Source organism: Burkholderia sp. MSMB1588 (genome assembly GCF_001546925.1).
Lineage (GTDB): Bacteria > Pseudomonadota > Gammaproteobacteria > Burkholderiales > Burkholderiaceae > Burkholderia > Burkholderia humptydooensis.
The window spans coordinates 670,860-690,141 of record NZ_LNJS01000001.1 but is presented as its reverse complement, the minus strand read 5'-3'; the positions used below and the strand labels follow the sequence as shown (position 1 = coordinate 690,141).

Sequence of the window (19,282 nt, the reverse complement as noted above, 5' to 3'; positions counted from 1 at the left end):
CGGCGACGCGTCAGGGCGCGGTGCGCGCGAGCTCGTCGCCCGCCGGCAGCCGGCTGCGGCGCAGCCGCGGAATGTGCCGGCGCAGCGCGAGCAACGCGACGAGCACGGCCGTCATCGCGGCGGCGAGCATCGCCAGGTACGCGTTCGCGCCGCCCGCCGAGATCACGTAAGCGCCCGCGAACGCGCTCAGGATCGCGCCGACGCGGCCGAACGCGACAGCGCCGGCGGTGCCCGTCGCGCGCACGGGCGTCGGATAGATGAACGTGCAGAGCGCGTACATCGTCGATTGCACCGCGTTCACGAAGAAGCCGTGCGCGGCGAGGCCGGCGATCAGCCAGCCGGTGTGGCCGCCGGCATCGACGCCGAGCAGCCACGCGGCGCTCGCCGCGCCGCCCGCGCAGCAGAACGCGAGCGGCCAGCGCGAGCCGAAACGCCCGATCGCGAGCGCGCAGCCGAGCGCGCCCAGGACGCCGCCGAGGTTGTATGCGGTGAGCCCGGAACCCGCGACCGACACGCTCAGGCCTTGCGACGTCAGCATCGTCGGCAGCCAACTGAATGCGCTGTAGACGGCGAGCAGGCACATGCAGAACGCGCACCACAACGCGACCGTGTCGCGCGCGTAGACCGCCGAGAACAGCGTGCGCACGCCGCGCCGCTGCCCTTCGTGCGCGCGCGCCTCGGCGAGATCGGTGAAGGCGGTGCCGTCGGCGACGGGCCGGCCCATGCGCGCGAGCAGCACGCCGAGCTCGCGCCAGCGCGCGGGATCGCGCGCGAGATAGCGCGGCGATTCGGGCAGCGCGCGCACGAGCAGCAGGCCGAGCGCGAGCGGCAGCGCGCCGCCGAGCCAGAACAGGCCGCGCCAGCCATATGCGGGCAGCACCTCGTGCGCGAACAGGCCCGCGAGCATTCCGCCCGCCGGCACGCAGACGATCGTCGCCGTCACCATCATCGTGCGGCGGCGCGCGGGCGTGTACTCGGCCGTCATCGTCGTCGCGGTAGGCAGCGCGCCGCCGATCCCGAGGCCCGCGACGAAGCGCAGCGCGGCGATGGTCGCGACGTTCGGCGCGAAGCCGATCGCGCAGGTGGCCGCGCCGAACACGAATACGCTGCCGATGATCGCCCAGCGCCGGCCGAAGCGGTCCGCGAACAGGCCCGCGCACGCGCTGCCGACGCCCATCCCGAACAAGCCCGCCGCGACGGCGGGCGCGAACGCGTCGCGCGCGATCCCCCACTCCTTGATCAGCACCGGAATCGCGAAGCCGATCAACTGGCTGTCGAAGCCGTCGAGCATGATCGCGAACGCGGCGAGCAGCACCGCGACGCGCTGCATCGCGGTGAACGGGCCGTGGTCGAGCGTCGCGCCGATGTCGACCGCAAGCGGCGCACCGCCGTGGCGGGCGCTCATGCGAGCCTCCGGCGCGCGGCGCTCGAACCGGCGATGCGGCGGCGCGCCGCGGCGAAACACGGGGTCGGGGTGTGCTTCATGTCGTCTCCTGAATGTCCTCTGGATCGGCGCGTCGCACTGACCCGCCCCGCCCGGCCTTCTTCGAAACCGTTTGCGATGTCGCGGGCATGCCCTGCGGAGCAAGGGCTTCATCCGCCTCGCACGAGCCGCGCGCGGCGCGGGTCGGCAAGCATCCGCGCGAGCGCGCATTGATCTAGCGCAAGCTTATGAATTTACGCATGGTAAAACCAATTTCGATTAGTTGAATTGCTGGAAACCCCTACGGCGGCTGGCATGCGGCCGTCGGCCATCGCGCCGCCGCGTCGTCACGTTGCCGCACGCGTTCACAGCGCCCCCGAAGCCGCGCGAACGACGTCGCGTGACCTCATGCGCGCCCGCTTCGCCGCCCTGCCGCCGTCACCCGCCCGGCGCGTCGATCAGCCTGACGAGCTGCAACAGCGGTCCGCACATGCGGCACCGCCACGCCGAGCTCGCGCGCGGCCGCGAGCGCCGCGCGCGTGAGCAGCGTCTTCGTGAACACGATCACCAGTTCGGGCGGCGCGTCGACGTGCGCGGCGTTCGCATCGACGAGCGTCACGTCGTGCCCGCCCTCGGCGAGCAATCCGCCGAACAGCGAGCCCATCGCGCCCGCGCCGAGCATTGCGATCTTCATCGTCGTCATTGCTCAGAACGGATAGTGGCGCGGGGCCGTCTGCACGGTGATCCAGCGCAGATCGGTGAATTGGGCGATGCCCGCCTTGCCGCCAAAGTGGCCGAAGCCGCTGTCCTTCACGCCGCCGAACGGCATCTGCGCCTCGTCGTGAACGGTCGGCCCGTTCACGTGGCAGATCCCCGATTCGATCCGCGCGGCAACGCGCATCGCGCGCGCGACGTCGCGGCTGAACACGGCCGACGACAGGCCGAACGCGTTGTCGTTCGCGCACGCGATCGCCGCCTCCTCGCCCGCGACGCGCACGATGCCCTTCACCGGCCCGAACGATTCCTCGGCGTAGATGCGCATCGCGGGCGTCACGCGGTCGACTAGCGTCGCGGGCATCAGCGTGCTGTCGGCCTTGCCGCCGCAGAGCAGCACCGCGCCTTTCGCGAGCGCGTCGTCGATGAGCGCGTTGCAGCGCTCGACCGTCTGCGCGTCGATCACCGAGCCGAGCACGACGGGCCCGTTGCGCGGGTCGCCCAACGGCAGCGACGCGGCCTTGTCGGCGAGCTTCGCGACGAACGCGTCGGCGATCCGCTCATCGACGACGATCCGCTCGGTCGACATGCAGATCTGCCCGGAATTCGCGAACGCGCCGAACGCGGCCGCCGCGACGGCCGCGTCGAGATCGGCATCGTCGAGCACGACGAACGGCGCCTTGCCGCCGAGCTCGAGCACGGCGGGCTTCAGATGCCGCGCGCAGCGTTCGGCGATGATCCGGCCGACCCGCGTCGAGCCCGTGAAGTTCACGCGGCGCACGGCCGGGTGCGCGATCATCGCGTCGACGACAGCGCCGGCGTCGGCGGGCGCGTTCGTCACGAAGTTCACGACGCCGCGCGGCAGCCCCGCTTCGTGCAGCGCGTCGGCGATGAGGCCGTGCGTGGCCGGGCACAGCTCCGAGCCCTTGAACACCACCGTGTTGCCGCATGCGAGCGGCAGCGCGAGCGCGCGCACGCCGAGGATCACGGGCGCGTTCCACGGCGCGATGCCGAGCACGACGCCCGCCGGCTGCCGCACGCCCATCGCGAGCGAGCCCGGCACGTCCGACGGAATCAGCTCGCCGCCAATCTGCGTCGTCAGCGCGGCCGCCTCGACGAGGCCGTTCGCGGCGAGCTCGACGTTGAACCGCGCCCAGATCGCCGATGCGCCCGTCTCGGCCGCCATCGCGGCGACGAACGCGTCGCGCTTCGCCTCGAGCGCGGCGGCTGCCTTCAGCAGCAGCGCGCGGCGCGCGCTCGGGCCGAGCGCGGCCCACGGCGCAAACGCGGCGGACGCGGCGTCCACGGCCGCGCGCGCGTCGCCGGCGGTCGCGGCGGCCGCGCGCGTCGCGAGCTCGCCGTCGAGCGGATTGCGGCGCTCGAACGTCGCGCCGCCCGTGGCCGGGCGGCGCTCGCCGCCGATCAGCATCGAGATGTCCTGCATGCGTGTGTTCTCCTTCTGAATGCCTTCCAATGCTTCGTGATGCTCATGATCGCCGTTGCGCGGGCTTTTCGGGCTTATCGGTCCTCCGGGCCCTCGCGCGCATCACGCGATCTCGACGTCGACGACGACGGGCACGGGCGACGCGAGCGCCCGTTCGAGCGCGTCGCGCAGGCGCGCCGCGTCGCTCACGCGCACGCCGTCGCAACCGAGCCCGCGCGCGAGCGACACGAAATCGAGATCGGGCAGCGCGGTGCCCTGCACCGGCTCGTCGTCGCGAAAGCCGAACACGGGCGCGAAATCCTGCAGCGCCGCGTAGCGCGCGTTGTTCAGGATCATGAACGTGACCGGCAGCTTCAGATGCGCGGCGCTCCAGAGCGCCTGAATCGAATAGAGGCTCGAGCCGTCGCCGATCAGCGCGATCACGCGCCGCCCCGGCGAGCCGAGCGCGATGCCGACCGCGGCCGGCATCCCGTAGCCGAGGCCGCCGCTGTCCATCGTGTAGAACGTGTCGGCGCGCGAGAACGGCAGGTGCTCGTGCATCGCCGGCCGCGCGCTCGGCGCTTCCTCGACGACAACGTCGTGCGAGCCGCGCACGTCGGCGAGCGTCTGCAACGCGAACGCCACCGGCATCCGCTCGCCGGGCGCGCCCGGGCCGACGCGCTCGCGCGGCGCGCGCGGCGCGGGCATCGGCCGCTCGCGCGGCGCGGCGCGCGCGAGCAGGTCGCGCGCGGCGAGCCGCAGATTGCCGACGACCGCGTCGCCGACGGGCGTCCACGCGGCCACCGACGGATCGTCGACGAGCTGATGCAGCGTCGCGCCCGCGGGCACGTGCGGACCGAAGCCTTCGATGTGATACGTGAAGACGGGCGCGCCGAACGCGAGGATGAAATCGTGGCCGGCGAGCTGTTCGACGATCCGCTCGCGGATCGGCGGCAGAAAGCCCGCGAAGAGCGGATGTTCCTCGGGAAAGCTGCAGCGGCCCGACATCGGCGCAGCATACACGCGCGCGCGGTGCCGCTCGGCGAGCCGCACCGCATCGTCCCACGCGCCCGCGCGCGCCACCGCCGCGCCGACCACGAACGCCGGGCGCTCGCTCGCGTCGAGCGCGTCGCCGAGCCGCGCGAGCGCCTCGGGCGCGGGCCGCACTTCGCCGCTCACCGTGCGCGCGGGCATCGGCTCGGCGGGGCGATCCCAGTCGTCGGCCGGGATCGACACGAACACGGGCCCGCGCGGCTCCTGCATCGCGACGTGATACGCGCGCGCGATCGCGGCGGGCACGTCCTCGGCGCGCGCGGGCTCGATGCTCCATTTCACGTAAGGCTTCGGCAATTCGGCCGCCTGCACCGACGCGAGAAACGGCTCGAACGGCAGGATCGAGCGCGCCTGCTGGCCGGCCGTGACGACGAGCGGCGTCTTGTTCCGATAGGCGGTGAACAGCACGCCCATCGCGTTACCGACGCCCGCCGCCGAATGCAGATTCACGACGGCCGCGTTGCCGCTCGCCTGCGCGTAGCCGTCCGCCATCCCGACCGCCACCGCCTCGTGCAGGCCGAGCACATATTCGAAATCGTCGGGGAAATTGCGGAACATAGGCAGCTCGGTCGAGCCCGGATTGCCGAACACCTTGCGGATGCCGAACCGGCGCAGCAGATCGATTACGGCGTCGCGCACCGTGTACGGTGCGCGGGCAGGCGCGTCGGCGCGAGGATCGGGGGGCGTCATGCGGGCGTGTCTCCTCATCGTCATCATCGGTTTCCACAGTATCGGCGGCGCACATATTCCTCGATACTGTATTTTCTGAAATAAGTCATTACACAACGGCATGACTTTCGACCTGCGCCAGTTGCGCGCCTTCACGACGATCGCCGCGAGCGGCAGCCTCGGGCGCGCGGCCGACGCGCTGCACGTCACGCAGCCGGCGTTGAGCCGCATCCTGAAACGGCTCGAGGACCAGATCGGCGCGCCGCTCTTCGAGCGCCATTCGAAGGGCGTGCAACTGACCGCGATCGGCGAGGCGCTGCTGCCGCACGCAGCGCTGCTGCAGCACGAGGCCGAGCACGCGCGCGAGGAAATCGATGCGCTGCGCGGGCTCGCGAAAGGCACGATCAAGGTGGGTGCGGTCGGCAGCATCGCGAGCCTCGTGCTGCCGGTGGCGATCGGGCGCGTGCTCGACCGCTGGCCGAACCTGCGCGTCGTGATCGTCGAAGGCGTGTGGGACCGGCTCGTCGACGCGCTCCTCACGCACGAGATCGACGTCGCGTTGAGCACGCGCGTGCCGGACACCGACGATGTCGTCGCGATCGCCGAGTGCCGGTGGGACGACGTGAGCCATGTCGTCGCCGCGCCCGATCATCCGCTGCGCGCCGCCGCGCGCGCGCCGCTCACGCTCGCCGACACGCGCGCCGCGCGGTGGGCGATCCCGCCGCGCGGCACCGCGCCGTTCGAGCAGATGCGCGCGGCGTTCGACGCGCACGGGCTCGCGCCGCCCGACATCGCGGTCGAGACCCGCTCGGTGACGGCGCTCAAGAGCCTCGTCGCGCACGCGGGCTTCCTGAGCTGGATGGCCGAGCCGATGTACCGCGCGGAACGCCGCGCGCGCACGATCGACACGCTCGCCGTCGAAGGCGTGGCCGCCACCCGCACGCTGACCGCGTTCCGCCGCCGCCACGGCATCCTGCCCGGGCCGGCCGCGCGGCTGCTCGAAGCGCTCGCGCTGCTGACCCGCGAGCCGTTCTGACGCTCGCCGGCGACGCGTCCCGACACCCCGCGCCCATGCGGCGATTGGCGCGCCGCAGCATCGAAAGCCCGCTCGATCGCCTTGACTTTCGCGCCCCCGAATACGATCATTCGCTCACACAAAGAGCAAATGATCTATGAAAAATTCGGCGGGCGCGAGCCGGCCGTCAGGAGACACGGGATGAGCAGCCCATCCACCGCCGCGCCGGCGATCTTGCACATCGGCGTCGGCTCGTTCCATCGCGCGCATCAGGCGTGGTATCTGCATCGCGTCAACGAAGCGTCGCCCGCCGGCGCACGGTGGTCGCTCGTCGTCGGCGACATTCGCGACGACATGCGCGCGACCCGCGACGCGCTCGCCGCGCAGCACGGCGTCTACACGCTCGAAACGGTCACGCCGCAGGGCGAGCGCGCGTACGAGACGATCCGCTCGATCACGCGCGTGCTGCCGTGGTCGATCGATCTGGCGGCGCTGATCGACGCGGGCGCCGATCCGGTGTGCCGGATCGTGTCGTTCACGGTGACGGAAGGCGGCTACTACCTCGACGAGCACGACCGGCTTGACGCGGCGAATCCCGATCTCGCGGCCGATCTGCAAGGCGCGCGGCTCACGATCTACGGCGCGCTCGCGGCGCTCCTCGCCGAGCGCGTCGCGCGCGGCGCGGGCCCGGTCACGCTGCAGAGCTGCGACAACCTGCGCAGCAACGGCGCGCGCTTTCGGGCAGGCATGCGCGAGTTCCTGTCGCGGCGCGGCCTCGTCGAGCTGCTCGCATGGTTCGATGCGAACGTCGCGTGCCCGAGCTCGATGGTCGACCGCATCACGCCGCGCCCGACGCCCGACGTGCGCGAGCGCGTGCGCGCGGCCACGGGCGTCGACGACGCGTGCCCGGTGATGGGCGAGTCGTTCATCCAGTGGGTGATCGAGGATCGCTTCGCGGCCGGCCGCCCCGCGTGGGAGAAGGCGGGCGCGGAGCTCGTCGGCGACGTCCATCCGTACGAGGAAGCGAAGATCCGGGTCCTGAACGCGACGCATAGCTGCATCGCGTGGGCGGGCACGCTCGCGGGCCATTCATACATCCACGAAGGCACGCACGACGCGGAAATTCGCCGCTTCGCGCACGCTTACGTGACGGACGACGTGATCCCGTGCCTCACGCCGAGCCCGCTCGATCTCGCGCGCTATCGCGACGTCGTGCTCGACCGCTTCGGCAATCCGCACATCCGCGACACGAACCAGCGCGTCGCGGCCGACGGCTTCTCGAAAATCCCCGGCTTCATCGCGCCGACGCTCGCCGAATCGATCGCGCGCGGCGCCGAGCCGGTGTCGACCGCGGTGCTGCCCGCGCTCTTCCTGCGCTTCCTGCAGCGCTGGGCGCAGGGCGCGCTGCCCTACGCGTATCAGGACGGCGTGATGGACGCGGACGTCGCACGCGCGATCGCGCGCGCGGACGACCCCGTCGCCGCGCTCGCCGGGCAGCGCCCGCTCTGGGGGACGCTCGCCGGCGCGCCCGCGCTCGAGCGCGCGCTGCGCGCGGGCGCCGCGCGCGTCGACGCATGGCTCGCCCGCCGCTGAACGGCCGCGCGCGTCACTCGGGTCAAATCGCCATTGGCACGGCGGCGGGCGCGCGGCTAAAGTAGCGGCTTCCCGTCGACGCATCGTTTTTCGCCCCATGTATCTCGGCATCGATCTCGGCACCTCCGAAGTGAAGGTGCTGCTGCTTTCGCCCGACGGCGGCGTCGTCGGCACGGCGGGCACGCCGTTTACCGTCGAGCGCGCGCATCCGCGCTGGGCCGAGCAGCATCCGGACGACTGGTGGACGGGCACGCTCGCCGCGCTCGCCGCGTTGCGCGCGCAACATCCGCGGGCGTTCGCCGCGGTGCGGAGCATCGGACTGTCCGGCCAGATGCACGGCGCGGTGCTGCTCGATCGCGACGATCGCGTGCTGCGCCCCGCGATCCTCTGGAACGACATGCGCTGCGCCGACGAATGCGCGGAATTCGAGGCGCGCGCACCCGGCCTGCACGCGATCGCCGGCAATCTCGCGATGCCGGGCTTCACCGCGCCGAAGCTGCTGTGGGTCGCGCGGCACGAGCCCGACGTGTTCCGCGCGATCGCCTGCGTGCTGATGCCGAAGGATTATCTGCGCCTGAAGCTCACGGGCGCGAAGGTGTCCGATCCGTCCGACGCGGCGGGCACGCTGTGGCTCGACGCCGCGCGGCGCGACTGGTCCGACGCGCTCCTCGCCGCGGGCGGCATGACGCGCGCGCAGATGCCGAGGATCGTCGAAGGCAACGCGCCTTCCGGCACGCTGCGCGCGGACGTCGCGCGCGCGCTCGGGCTCGCCGAAGCGGTCGTCGTCGCGGGCGGCGGCGGCGACAACGCGACGAGCGCGCTCGGCATCGGCGCGACGCAGCCGGGCGACGGCTTCGTGTCGCTCGGCACGTCGGGCGTGCTGAGCGTCGTCGGCGACCGCTTCCGGCCGAACCCCGCGTCGGCCGTCCACGCGTTCTGCCATGCGATTCCCGACCGCTGGCAGCAGATGAGCGTCGTGCTGTCGGCGGCGAGCTGCCTGCGCTGGGTCTGCAAGCTCACGTCGACCGACGAGCCGGCGCTCCTCGCCGAAATCGCCGCGCTCGATCCCGCCGCGTGCGAGAACGCGCCGATCTTCCTGCCCTATCTGTCCGGCGAGCGCACGCCGCACAACGATCCGTACGCGCAAGGCGTGTTCTTCGGGATGACGCACGGCACCGATCGCGCGCTCCTCGGCTACGCGGTGCTCGAAGGCGTGACGCTCGCGCTCGCCGACGGCTTCGACGCGCTGATCGCGGGCGGCACGCAGACGGACGCGCTGTCGCTGATCGGCGGCGGCGCGCGAAGCGTGTACTGGGCGCAACTGATCGCCGACGCGCTCGGCGTGCGCACGCGCCGCCACGGCGGCGGCGAAACGGGCGCGGCGCTCGGCGCGGCGCGGCTCGGCTGGCTCGCGGTTGGCGGCGACGCGCACGACGTGCTGGCGAAGCCGCCGCTGCGCGACGAATTCGTGCCGAACGCGGCCCGTCACGCGGCGCTGCGCGCGCGGCTCGACACGTTGCGCGCGCTGTACCGGCACGTGCGGCCGCTCTTCGAGCCGTCGCGCGCGCGGCTCGCGTGAGCGCGGTGCGCTACAGTGCGAGTTTTCCCCGCGCGTGGCGGGCATCGGGCCGGCCTGATGCCCGTCGCGCGCGCCCGACCTGAGATTCCGCCATCGTGTCCAAGTCCTCCGAAAAACTCGATCTCGCGACGCGCGCCGCCTGGCTCTACTACGTCGCGGGCGACACGCAGAACGAAATCGCCGAGAAGCTGCAGGTGTCGCGCCCCGTCGCGCAGCGCCTCGTCGCGTTCGCGGTCGAGAAGAACCTGATTCGCGTGCGCGTCGACCATCGCGTCGCCGATTGCCTCGATCTCGCCGCGCAGCTATCGAAGCGCTACGGCCTCGCGATGTGCGAAGTCGTGCCGATCGACGGCGACGCGCCCGACGCGATCGACCGCAAGCTCGCGGTCGCGGGCGCGCAGGTGATGGAGCGCTATCTGAACGAAGAGAAGCCGATGGTGGTCGCGGTCAGCAGCGGCCGCACGCTGAAGGCCGCCGTCGCGCAGATCGCGCAGCTCGAGCGGCCGCAGCACCGGCTTGTGTCGATGGTGGGCGCGATCGCGCAGGACGGCTCGTCGAACCCATACGACGTCGCGCAGCACATCTCCGAGAAGACGGGCGGCAAGCACTTCCTGCTGCCCGCGCCGCTCTTCGCGGACAGCGAGGCCGAGCGCGCGCAGTGGTGCAATCACCGGCTGTACCGGATCGTCGAGAAGCTGTCGGCGCAGGCCGACGTCGCGTTCGTCGGCGTCGGCAACATCGGCGCACACTGCCCGCTGTTCGAGGACGGCTTCATCACCGAGGGCGAGCTCAACGAGATGGTCGAGCTCGGCGCGGTGGCCGAGATGCTCGGCCTGCCGATCGACGCGCAGGGGCGGCCGATCGTCGCGTCGACGAGCACGCGCGTGACGAGCGTCGCGCTCGACGCGCCGCCGTTGCGCCCCACGATCGGCTTCGCGGGCGGGCCGCGCAAGCGCGCCGCGGTGCTCGCCGCGCTGCGCGGCCGGTGGCTGTCGGGGCTCGTGACCGACGAGACCTGCGCGCGCGCCGCGCTCGCCGAGTAATCGCGCCGGGCGCGTCAACCGATTCAACCGATTCCGCCGGGCCAACCCGCGCGCGATCGCGCCCGTCACGACGCGCGCGCCGCCGGAAACCCGTGGCGGCGCGCGCGCCACGCGCCGAACCACGCAGGCACGAGAAGCGCGACGAGCGCCCACGGCATCACGCCCGCGCCGAACCGCTCGAGCAGCACGCCGCCCGCGACGCCCCCGCCCGCGATCGCGAGATTCCAGACCGTGACGATCATCGATTGCGCGACGTCGGCCGCGTCGCCCGCCGCGTTCGCCGACGCGGTCTGGAAGATCGTCGCCGCGCCGCCGAACGTGAGCCCCCAGGCGGCGACGCTCGCGTAGACGATGACGGGCGACGCGCTCGCCACGCCGAGCAACGCGGACGCGAGCGCGAAGAGCGCGATGCTCGCGAGCGCGAGCCGCCGCAGCCCATTGCCGATCCACGCGCCCGTCAGCCCGATTCCGACGAACGACGCCGCGCCGAACGCGAACAGCGCCGCGTCGATCCGCGCGCCCATTCCCGCGCTCGCGAGAAACGGCGCGATGTACGTGTAGAGGATGTTGTGCGCGAGCACGTAAGCGAACATCACCGTCAGCACGGGCCGCACGCCCGGCACCATCAGCACGCGGCCGATCGGCAGCCGCTCGCCGGACGGCTGCCCCGGCGCATCGGGCAGGCTCGCGCACACCCACCCGATCAGCGCGAGCGTGAGCGCCGTCACGCCGGCGAACGTCGCGCGCCAGCCGAGCGCCGCGCCAAGCGTCGTGCCGAGCGGAATGCCGATCGACATCGCAACCGGCGCGCCGAGCATCGCGATCGCGATCGCGCGGCCACGCAGCCGTTCATCGACCATCCGGCTCGCGTAGCCCGCGAGCAGCGCCCACAGCAGCCCGGCCGCGATGCCCGCGACGAAGCGCGCGGCGAGGACGAGCGCGTAATGCGCCGACGCGGCCGTCGCCGTGTTCGCGACGACGAAGCCCGCGAGCGCGACGAGCAGGAGCGGCCGCCGGCGCATGCCGCGCGTCACCGCGACGAGCGGAATCGCCGCGACGATCGAGCCGATCGCATAGACAGTGACGAGCTGGCCGACGAGCGCCTCGGACACGCGCAGATCGCGGCCCATCAGCGGCAGCAGCCCGGCGGGCAGCGCCTCGGTCACGATCGTGATGAAGCCCGCCGTCGCGAGCGCGAGCAGGCCCGCGAGCGGCAGGCGCGCGGCCGCGCGCGGCGGCAGCGCGAAGCCGGCGGATGGCGTCGTGCAGTCGCTCATGCCGCCCGCTCCCGCGCGGCGGACACCGCGCCGTACACCGCGTCGCGCACGTCGGCGACGAAGCGTCCCGACATCCCCTCGTAAGCGGTATTGGTGAGCGCGACGACGCTCAGGCCGGCCGCGCGGTCGACGAACCACGCGTGGCCATACGCGCCGCCCCAGCGCCACGTGCCGACGGATTCGGGCGATCGCGCGGCGGCCGGGTCGCGCAGCACCGAGAATCCGAGCCCGAAGCCGTAGCCGGGCGCCGTCGGCAGATCGGCCGCGCCCGGCTGGATGCGCGCCATCTCGTCGATCCGCGCGGCGGGCAGCCAGCCGTCGCCCCCGGTGCGCAGCGCCTCGATCAGCGCGAGGACATCAGGCGCCGTGCCGGCCATCCCGGCGCCGCCCGATGCGAACGCATGCGGATCGAGCGCGCGGGCGGGCTCGAAGCGGATGCCGACCGTATCGGGAAATGGCGCCGCGATCTCGAGCGCCGCCATGCGCCGCGGCTCGCCCGACGTGGCGACGCCTGACGTGGCGACATCCGCCTCCGCGACGCCCGCCGCGTCCACATACGCCGCCGCGAGCCGCGCCGCGTCGTGCGCGTAAAAGCGCGTGTCGACCATGCCGAGCGGCGTCGTCACGAGCTCGGCCACCGCGTCTTCGAGCGGCTTGTCGCACACGGCCTCGAGCAGCGCGCCGAGCACGTCGATCGCGAGCGAATACGCCCACGATGTGCCGGGCGCGTACTGCAGCGGCACGCTCGCGATGCGGCGCAGGTTCTCGGCGAGCGAGATGCCCGCGCGATCCATGCCGTCCGACACGCCGGCGCGCGCATACGGGCCGCGCCCGTCGGCTTCGAGAAAGCGGTAGCCGAGGCCCGCCGTGTGCGACAGCAGATGCCGCGCCGTGATGCGCGCCGGGCGGCCGTCCGGCAGCCGCGGCGCGAACTCGGGCAGCCAGCGCGTGATGCTCGCGTCGAGATCGAGCTTGCCCGCCGCGACGGCGCGCATCGCCGCCGCCGACACGATCGGCTTCGACACCGACGCGAACCGGAACAGCGTGTCTTCGCGCATCGGCGCGCCGGCCTCGCGATCGGCCAGCCCCGCCGCGCGCCGATACGCGAGCTCGCCCCGCCGCGCGACGAGCACGACCGCGCCGACGACACGCCGCTCGGCAAGCGCGGCGTCGATGGCCGCGTCGACGCGCTCGCCGAGCGCGGACGACGATGAAAGAGTCATGGCGCTTCCCCGTGAAATGGATGGAGCGCTCATGGTAGGCAGCCGGCGAATGAAGAAAAACTAGGATAGAGTTCCTGACACTGCGGACATTGGTGTCCGTAATCGGGAGCGGCCGGATGGAAAGCCTGAGCGGGTTCGTCGTCTTCGTGCAGGTCGCCGAGACCCGCAGCTTCGTCGCGGCCGCGCGCGCGCTCGGCGTGTCCGCATCGGCCGTCGGCAAGCGGATCGCGCGGCTCGAGGCGCGCCTGAACGTGCGCCTGTTCCATCGCAGCACGCGCAGCATCGCGTTGACCGCGGAGGGCACGCGCTTTCTCGAGCGATGCCGGCGCGTGCTCGCGGAAATCGAGGAGGCGCAGCAGGAGCTGTCGCGCAGCGCGCACGCGCCGAGCGGCCGGCTGCGCGTGAGCCTGCCCGCGCTCAGCTCGCCCGTGCTGCCCGTGCTGGCCGACTTCATGGCGGCGTACCCGGACATCCAGCTCGATCTCGATTTCACCGACCGGCTCGTCGACGTGATCGACGAGGGCTTCGACGCGGTCGTGCGCGGCGGCGAGCCGCACGATTCGCGGCTGTCGGCGCGGCGGCTCGGCACGTTCTCGCAGGTCGTCGTCGGCTCGCCCGACTATTTCGCGCGCCACGGCGCGCCGCGCACGCCCGCCGATCTCGCGCGCCATGCGTGCCTGCTCTACCGCTTCCCGACCACCGGCAAGCTCGAGCGCTGGCCGCTGCGGCCCGCGCCGGGCGACGCCGACGTCGAGCTGCCGAAATCGATGATCTGCAACAACGTCGAGACGCGCGTGTGCTTCGCGATTCGCGGCCGCGGGCTCGCGTGCGTGCCGGATTTCGCGGTGCGCGACGAGCTCGCGAGCGGCAGGCTGCGCACGGCGCTCGACGAGTATGTCGAGCGCTCGCAGTCGTTCCACGTGCTGTGGCCGTCGGGGCGGCACGCTTCGCCGAAGCTGCGCGCGTTCGTCGATTTCATCGCCGGACGCATGTTCGCGTAGGCACGCGCGCGGCTTCGCGGCCGCGCCGCGCGGAGCAAGCCGCGCGCGTCGGTCGCATTTCGACATCCGGATGTCCGATTTCGTCGGGCGCGCCGTTTTATGGGCGACGATGCTGGGCGGCACCCGCCTGTTCCGGCGGATCAGCGGGCGGCCGCGCGGTCCGCCCGGCTTCGGCGTGCGAATCCCCCTTCGGAGAACTCGATGAAAACAGGACGTCGACACTTCGTGCGCTCGGTCGCGAGCGCCTCGGCCGCGCTCGCGGCTGCCGCATGGTCCCCGGCGCGCGCCGCATCCGGCGCGCCCGACGCATCCGCCCCGCCCGCGGCCCCGCTGTCGCTCACGCCCGGCCGCTGGTCGCCGAACAACGTCGCGCGGCTGCGCGCGGTGCTCGCCGAGCATGGCGCGTCGAGCCCGCGCTACCGCGCCGAGCGCCGCCCGTACGCAGTGTTCGACTGGGACAACACGAGCATCATGAACGACTGCGAAGAGGCGTTGCTGATGCATCAGATCGACGGGCTGCACTACCGGCTGACGCCCGGGCAGTTCGCCGCGATCCTGCGCCAGGGCGTGCCCGACGGCCCGTTCGACGCGAAGCTCGGCTATACGACCGTCGACGGCAAGCCCGTGCGGATGGAGGACATCGCGGCCGACGTCGACGCCGATTACCGGTGGCTGCACGCGAACTACCGGGGCCTCGCCGGCGACAAGCCGCTCGACGAGATCCGACGCAGCGAGCGGTTCCTGGATTTCCGCGCGAAGCTCTACTTCATGTACGACGCGATCTGCGACACGTACCCGGTCGAGATAGGCTACAAGTGGATCATGTACTGGTATGCGGGAATGACGCGCGACGAGTTGCAGGCGATGGCGTTCGACAGCAACCTCGCGAATCTCGGCGACGCGCTGCGCAAGATCACCTACGAAAGCTCGCGCGCGCTGCCGGGCAAGGCGGGCGTCATTGCCGCGACGCACTTCCATGGCATCCGCATCCATGAGGAAATCCGCGCGGTGATGGACACGCTGCGCTCGAACGGCATCGACGTGTACATCAGCACCGCGTCGCTCGACGACGTCGTGCGCGTGTTCGCGGGCCATCCGGCGTTCGGCTACGGCGTGCCCGCCGAGAACGTGATCGGCATGCGGCTCGTCATGGCGGACGGCAAGTACGTCAACGAATACCTGCCGAACTGGCACTTCAACTACGGGCCGGGCAAGACGGTCGGCATCCGCCGCGAACTGGAGTCGAAGAAGGGCTACGGGCCGCTCTTCGTATTCGGCGACAGCGACGGCGACGCGTGGATGCTGCGCGACTTCGCCGACACCGCGGTCGGCGTGATCGTCAACCGGATGAAGAAAGGCGAGATCGGTCTCGACAGCCGCATGGCGGCCGAGCAGATCGGCGCGGCGAACGCGCGTCTCGTGCTGCAGGGGCGCGACGAGAACACCGGGCTGATGGTCGCCGACGAGCGCTCGATCAAGTACGGCAAACGCGAGCCCAAGCTGCTCGCGTGATCGCGACGGCGCGCGGGCCGCGCGATACGTATCGGGCGGCCCGCACGGCCCGCCGCCGCGTCACGCCGCCAACGCGTGCTTCGGCTTGCGCTTGAACGCGCGCCCGTTGGCGTCGAACAGATGGCAGTGCTCGGGCTGCGCGCCGACGCGCAGCCGCTCGCCCGCCCGATGCGTATCGAGCGGCGGAATGCGCGCGATCAGCCCGTCCGGCGCGACGGCCGATTCCGCATACAGATACGCGGCGTCGCCGAGCGATTCGACAGCCATCGTCCGCGCGACGACGCCGTCGCCGCCCGTCGCGCCGACGTGCAGGTGCTCGGGCCGGATACCGACCGTCACGCGCTCGCCCGCGCGCAGCGTCGGCGCGTCGACCGCGGCGCGCTGCGTCTCGTCCGATTCGAAGCGCACGAGCACGCCGTCGGCCGACGCCGATTCGACGACGCCCGCGAGAAAATTCATCTTCGGCGAGCCGATGAAGCCCGCGACGAACTGGTTCGCGGGTGCGTGATACAGCTCGTTCGGCGCGCCGACCTGCTGCACGCTGCCCGCCGACAGCACGACGATCTTGTCGGCGAGCGTCATCGCCTCCACCTGGTCGTGCGTCACGTAGATCATCGTCGTCCTCAGCTCGTCGTGCAGCCGCGCGAACTCGAGCCGCATCTTCACGCGCAGCGCCGCGTCGAGGTTCGACAGCGGCTCGTCGAACAGGAACACCTTCGGCTTCCTCGTGATCGCGCGGCCGATCGCGACGCGCTGCCGCTGTCCGCCCGACAGTTGCTTCGGCTTCCTGTCGAGCAGGTGATCGATGTGCAGGATCCTCGCCGCCTGCCTGACCGCGTCGTCGATCTCCTGCTTCTTCGCGCCCGCGAGCTTCAGGCCGAACGCCATGTTGTCGTAGAGCGTCATGTGCGGATAGAGCGCATACGACTGGAACACCATCGCGATGCCGCGCTTCGCGCTCGGCACGTCGTTGACCTTCGCGCCGTCGATCAGCAGGTCGCCGTCCGAGATGTCCTCGAGCCCGGCGATCATCCGCATCAGCGTGGATTTGCCACAGCCGCTCGGCCCGACGAACACGACGAACTCGCCGTCGGCGATGTCGAGATTCACGTTGCGCAGCACTTCGTTGTCGTCGTAGCGCTTGCCGATATTGCGCAGGAGCACGCTTGCCATGATTTGTCTCCGTTCAGTTGTGCGGCCGCGCGGCGCATCGGGCGCGCGCGGCGCGATCGTTCAGTGCGGCTCGACCCCACCCGTCTCGACCCACCGCGAGACGAGGCCGGGCAGCTCGCGCATGTCGTCGAACACGCGCTGCGCGCCGATTCCGCGCAGCGCGTCGACCTGCCGCGGCGACGCGTGGCCGCCGCCGACGAAGCCGAGCACCGTCATGCCCGCCGCCGATGCGGCCGTCACGCCGGTCGCGCTGTCCTCGACGACGAGGCATTGCCGCGGCGCGACGCCGAGCGTTTGCGCGGCGGCCAGATAAACATCGGGCGCGGGCTTCGGGCGCGCGACGCCGTCCGCGCAGAACAGGCGCTCGCCGAAGAAACGCTTGAGGCCCGTGCGGCGCAGCGCGGCGTCGACGTAAGGCCGGCGGCTGTTGCTCGCGCACGCGATCGTCAGATCGATCTGCGCGAGCGCAGCATCGATGCCGTCGACGATCGGCGCCTGAACCGCGGCCGCCTCGACGCTGCGCCGAATCGCTTCGACGTCCGAATCGGCGAGCGCACGGCCTGCGCGCGCGCTCGCGCAGCCGAGCACGCGCTCGGTGCGCAGGCCGAGGAGCGGCATCACGATCGGCCGCGCCGCGACGCCCGGCCAGCGCGCCTCGAGCTCGCGCACGAGCACGTCGGCCGCGATCGTCTCGCTGTCGATCAGCACGCCGTCGCAATCGCAGACGAGCACGCGCGCGTCGTTCGTGTCTGTCGTCATTTGACCGCCCCGAACGTGAGGCCGCGCACGAGCTGCTTCTGCGACAGCCAGCCGACGACGAGGATCGGCGCGACCGCGAGCAGCGACGCCGCCGACAGCTTCGCCCAGAAGAGCCCTTCCGGGCTCGAATACGACGCGATGAACACGGTCAGCGGCGCGGCGTTCGAGCTCGACAGATTGATGCTCCAGAACGCCTCGTTCCACGACAGGATCACGAGCAGCAGCGCGGTCGACGCGAGGCCCGGCAGCGCCATCGGCATCAGCAGATAGACGATCTCCTGCCACGTCGACGCGCCGTCGATGCGCCCCGCCTCGAGGATGTCCTTCGGAATCTCGTTGAAGTACGTGAACGTCATCCACACCGCGATCGGCAGGTTGATCAGCGTGTAGACGATCACGAGCCCCGAGACGGTATCGAGCAGGCCCGCGTTCTTCCACATCAGATAGATCGGCACGAGCACGCCGACGGACGGCATCATCTTCGTCGACAGCATCCACAGCAGCACTTTCTGCGTGCGCCTGCCCGGGAAGAACGCCATCGCGTACGCGGCGGGCACGGCGAAGAGCAGGCAGATCACGGTCACGCCCGCCGAGATCAGCACCGAGTTCCACGCGAACGCGAAGTAGTTGCTGCGCGCGAACACCTCGCGGAAGCTGTCGAGCGTCGGCACGAAGAAGAGCGCCGACGAATACGCCTGCTGCTCGGTCTTGAACGCGGTGATCGCCATCCAGAAGATCGGGAAGAACAGCGCGAGCGCGACGAGCCACGCGAGCACGCCGGGCAGCGCGCGCCTCACCGCGCCGAGCGCGGCGGGCAGCCCGCCGCCCGCGCCGCGCGGCGCGCCGTGTGAAGTCGATGCGGTCAGATCGCTCATGCTTCGTACTCCCCTTTCAGATTCCGCGCGAGCATTCTCACGAGGAAGAACGACACGACGTTCGCGAGCACGACGGCGAGAATGCCGCCCGCCGACGCGAGCCCGACGTCGAACTGCTGCAGCCCGAGCGCGTAGATCAGGTACGACAGGTTCGTCGTCGCGTCGCCCGGGCCGCCGCCCGTGGTCGTATAGATTTCCGCGAAGATCGACAGCAGGAAGATCGTCTCCATCATCACGACGACCGCGATCGCGCGCTTCAGGTGCGGCAGCGTGATGTAGAAGAACATCGCGACGGGGCCCGCGCCGTCGATCCGCGCGGCCTCCTTCTGCTCCTGGTCGAGCGACTGGATCGCGGTGAAAAGAATCAGGAACGCGAACGGCAGCCACTGCCATGCGACGATCATCACGATCGACGTGAGCGGATACTGCGCGAACCAGTCGATCGGCTGCATGCCGAGCGCGCGCATCGCGCGCGCGACGAGCCCGTACACCGGATGCAGGATCATGTTCTTCCAGATGAGCGCCGACACCGTCGGCATCACGAAGAACGGCGCGATCGCGATGAGGCGCGCGACGCCCTGCCCGTAGAACTTGCGGTCGAACAGCACGGCCATCAGCACGCCGCCCGCGACCGTGATCGCGAGCACCGAGCCGATCAGCGCGAGCGTGTGCCAGATCGCGGGCAAAAACGACGGATCGGTCGCGAGGAAGCGGTAGTTGTCGAGGCCCGCGAAACCCTTGACGTCGGGATTCAGCAAGTTGTAGCGCGTGAGCGAGAACCAGATCGTCATCGCAAGCGGAATCGCCATCCACAGGAACAGCACGGCGACGGGCGGCGCGGCGAGCCAGCGCGCCGGCTTGCCGCGCGCGCGCTCGTCGGCAACGGGCCCCGCGTCGCCGAGCGACGCCGAGTGAGCGAGAGGAAGACGTAAGTGACGCATGATCGGGAC

The 19,282-nt window shown here is 71.5% G+C and carries 15 protein-coding genes and 2 pseudogenes; 7 read left to right on the top strand and 10 right to left on the bottom strand.

Features of this window, described 5'->3' with window-relative positions; translation table 11 throughout:
• Nucleotides 1-10 precede the first annotated feature (10 nt).
• Nucleotides 11-1,465, bottom strand: coding sequence for an MFS transporter (locus WS92_RS14835; RefSeq protein WP_059932020.1), 1,455 nt, complete (start codon nt 1,463-1,465; stop codon nt 11-13).
• Between the two features lie 9 nt (nt 1,466-1,474).
• On the opposite strand from WS92_RS14835, the pseudogene WS92_RS36595 reads away from it, so the two are divergent.
• Nucleotides 1,475-1,662 (top strand): annotated as a pseudogene (locus WS92_RS36595) (hypothetical protein).
• A gap of 287 nt (nt 1,663-1,949) precedes the next feature.
• Here WS92_RS36595 and WS92_RS14825 read toward each other — a convergent pair.
• The 3 genes and pseudogenes from WS92_RS14825 to mdlC form a co-directional block, all read right to left on the bottom strand.
• A pseudogene (locus WS92_RS14825) lies at nt 1,950-2,117 on the bottom strand (2-dehydropantoate 2-reductase N-terminal domain-containing protein); the annotation flags it as partial.
• Nucleotides 2,118-2,129: 12 nt separating this feature from the next.
• Nucleotides 2,130-3,581: an aldehyde dehydrogenase gene (locus tag WS92_RS14820; protein WP_059932224.1), complete on the bottom strand. Its 1,452-nt coding sequence runs from the start codon at nt 3,579-3,581 to the stop codon at nt 2,130-2,132.
• Between the two features lie 102 nt (nt 3,582-3,683).
• The gene (mdlC, locus tag WS92_RS14815) at nt 3,684-5,303 is read right to left on the bottom strand and encodes a benzoylformate decarboxylase (protein WP_059932222.1); all 1,620 of its coding nucleotides are present in this window, start codon (nt 5,301-5,303) and stop codon (nt 3,684-3,686) included.
• Nucleotides 5,304-5,403: 100 nt separating this feature from the next.
• Here mdlC and WS92_RS14810 point away from each other — a divergent pair, with 100 nt between their 5' ends.
• The 4 genes from WS92_RS14810 to WS92_RS14795 all read left to right on the top strand — a co-directional run bounded on the left by WS92_RS14810 (nt 5,404) and on the right by WS92_RS14795 (nt 10,512).
• Entirely contained in the window at nt 5,404-6,318 is a 915-nt protein-coding gene (locus WS92_RS14810) for a LysR family transcriptional regulator (RefSeq protein ID WP_015601767.1), read from the top strand.
• Nucleotides 6,319-6,447: 129 nt separating this feature from the next.
• Nucleotides 6,448-7,890 (top strand): D-arabinitol 4-dehydrogenase, encoded by a 1,443-nt coding sequence (gene dalD, locus WS92_RS14805; RefSeq protein ID WP_051139186.1) that lies wholly within the window; start codon nt 6,448-6,450, stop codon nt 7,888-7,890.
• Between the two features lie 97 nt (nt 7,891-7,987).
• On the top strand, nt 7,988-9,469 hold the full coding sequence (gene xylB / locus WS92_RS14800) for a xylulokinase (RefSeq protein ID WP_059932018.1): 1,482 nt from the start codon (nt 7,988-7,990) through the stop codon (nt 9,467-9,469).
• Nucleotides 9,470-9,564: 95 nt separating this feature from the next.
• Entirely contained in the window at nt 9,565-10,512 is a 948-nt protein-coding gene (locus WS92_RS14795) for a sugar-binding transcriptional regulator (protein ID WP_006024745.1), read from the top strand.
• A 65-nt stretch (nt 10,513-10,577) separates the two neighbouring features.
• On the opposite strand, the gene WS92_RS14790 is transcribed toward WS92_RS14795, so the two are convergent.
• Both WS92_RS14790 and WS92_RS14785 read right to left on the bottom strand, forming a co-directional pair.
• On the bottom strand, nt 10,578-11,789 hold the full coding sequence (locus tag WS92_RS14790; protein WP_059932016.1) for an MFS transporter: 1,212 nt from the start codon (nt 11,787-11,789) through the stop codon (nt 10,578-10,580).
• Nucleotides 11,786-13,012, bottom strand: coding sequence for a serine hydrolase domain-containing protein (locus WS92_RS14785; protein WP_059932014.1), 1,227 nt, complete (start codon nt 13,010-13,012; stop codon nt 11,786-11,788). Before WS92_RS14785 ends, WS92_RS14790 begins: the two co-directional genes overlap by 4 nt.
• A gap of 116 nt (nt 13,013-13,128) precedes the next feature.
• Between WS92_RS14785 and WS92_RS14780 the strand changes: the two genes are divergently transcribed.
• Together WS92_RS14780 and WS92_RS14775 are read left to right on the top strand one after the other, a co-directional pair.
• Complete coding sequence (locus WS92_RS14780; protein ID WP_009911417.1) at nt 13,129-14,013, top strand: LysR family transcriptional regulator; 885 nt, start codon at nt 13,129-13,131, stop codon at nt 14,011-14,013.
• A gap of 201 nt (nt 14,014-14,214) precedes the next feature.
• Complete coding sequence (locus WS92_RS14775) at nt 14,215-15,525, top strand: haloacid dehalogenase-like hydrolase (RefSeq protein WP_006024742.1); 1,311 nt, start codon at nt 14,215-14,217, stop codon at nt 15,523-15,525.
• Between the two features lie 60 nt (nt 15,526-15,585).
• Here WS92_RS14775 and ugpC read toward each other — a convergent pair whose 3' ends face one another.
• Genes ugpC through WS92_RS14755 form a run of 4 tightly spaced genes read right to left on the bottom strand, consistent with a single transcriptional unit; the run spans nt 15,586 to nt 19,273 of the window.
• Nucleotides 15,586-16,698 carry an ABC transporter ATP-binding protein gene (ugpC, locus tag WS92_RS14770; RefSeq protein WP_059932012.1) on the bottom strand — a complete coding sequence of 371 codons (1,113 nt, stop codon included), beginning with the start codon at nt 16,696-16,698 and terminating at the stop codon, nt 15,586-15,588.
• 60 nt (nt 16,699-16,758) lie between these two features.
• Nucleotides 16,759-17,457, bottom strand: a complete 699-nt coding sequence (locus WS92_RS14765; protein ID WP_059932011.1) for an HAD family hydrolase — start codon at nt 17,455-17,457, stop codon at nt 16,759-16,761.
• Nucleotides 17,454-18,332 carry a carbohydrate ABC transporter permease gene (locus WS92_RS14760; RefSeq protein ID WP_006024739.1) on the bottom strand — a complete coding sequence of 293 codons (879 nt, stop codon included), beginning with the start codon at nt 18,330-18,332 and terminating at the stop codon, nt 17,454-17,456. Before WS92_RS14760 ends, WS92_RS14765 begins: the two co-directional genes overlap by 4 nt.
• Nucleotides 18,329-19,273 carry a carbohydrate ABC transporter permease gene (locus WS92_RS14755; RefSeq protein WP_059932009.1) on the bottom strand — a complete coding sequence of 315 codons (945 nt, stop codon included), beginning with the start codon at nt 19,271-19,273 and terminating at the stop codon, nt 18,329-18,331. The genes WS92_RS14760 and WS92_RS14755 overlap by 4 nt, the downstream gene beginning before the upstream one ends.
• Between the last annotated feature and the right edge of the window lie 9 nt (nt 19,274-19,282).

What these genes read in the sequence shown, in the direction of transcription:
- WS92_RS14820 (WP_059932224.1), bottom strand. Translation starts at nt 3,581, where the DNA reads ATGCAGGACATCTCGATGCTGATCGGCGGCGAGCGCCGCCCGGCCACG.
- mdlC (WP_059932222.1), bottom strand. Translation starts at nt 5,303, where the DNA reads ATGACGCCCCCCGATCCTCGCGCCGACGCGCCTGCCCGCGCACCGTAC.
- WS92_RS14810 (WP_015601767.1), top strand. Translation starts at nt 5,404, where the DNA reads ATGACTTTCGACCTGCGCCAGTTGCGCGCCTTCACGACGATCGCCGCG.
- dalD (WP_051139186.1), top strand. Translation starts at nt 6,448, where the DNA reads ATGATCTATGAAAAATTCGGCGGGCGCGAGCCGGCCGTCAGGAGACAC.
- xylB (WP_059932018.1), top strand. Translation starts at nt 7,988, where the DNA reads ATGTATCTCGGCATCGATCTCGGCACCTCCGAAGTGAAGGTGCTGCTG.
- WS92_RS14790 (WP_059932016.1), bottom strand. Translation starts at nt 11,789, where the DNA reads ATGAGCGACTGCACGACGCCATCCGCCGGCTTCGCGCTGCCGCCGCGC.
- WS92_RS14785 (WP_059932014.1), bottom strand. Translation starts at nt 13,012, where the DNA reads ATGACTCTTTCATCGTCGTCCGCGCTCGGCGAGCGCGTCGACGCGGCC.
- WS92_RS14780 (WP_009911417.1), top strand. Translation starts at nt 13,129, where the DNA reads ATGGAAAGCCTGAGCGGGTTCGTCGTCTTCGTGCAGGTCGCCGAGACC.
- WS92_RS14775 (WP_006024742.1), top strand. Translation starts at nt 14,215, where the DNA reads ATGAAAACAGGACGTCGACACTTCGTGCGCTCGGTCGCGAGCGCCTCG.
- ugpC (WP_059932012.1), bottom strand. Translation starts at nt 16,698, where the DNA reads ATGGCAAGCGTGCTCCTGCGCAATATCGGCAAGCGCTACGACGACAAC.
- WS92_RS14765 (WP_059932011.1), bottom strand. Translation starts at nt 17,457, where the DNA reads ATGACGACAGACACGAACGACGCGCGCGTGCTCGTCTGCGATTGCGAC.
- WS92_RS14760 (WP_006024739.1), bottom strand. Translation starts at nt 18,332, where the DNA reads ATGAGCGATCTGACCGCATCGACTTCACACGGCGCGCCGCGCGGCGCG.
- WS92_RS14755 (WP_059932009.1), bottom strand. Translation starts at nt 19,273, where the DNA reads ATGCGTCACTTACGTCTTCCTCTCGCTCACTCGGCGTCGCTCGGCGAC.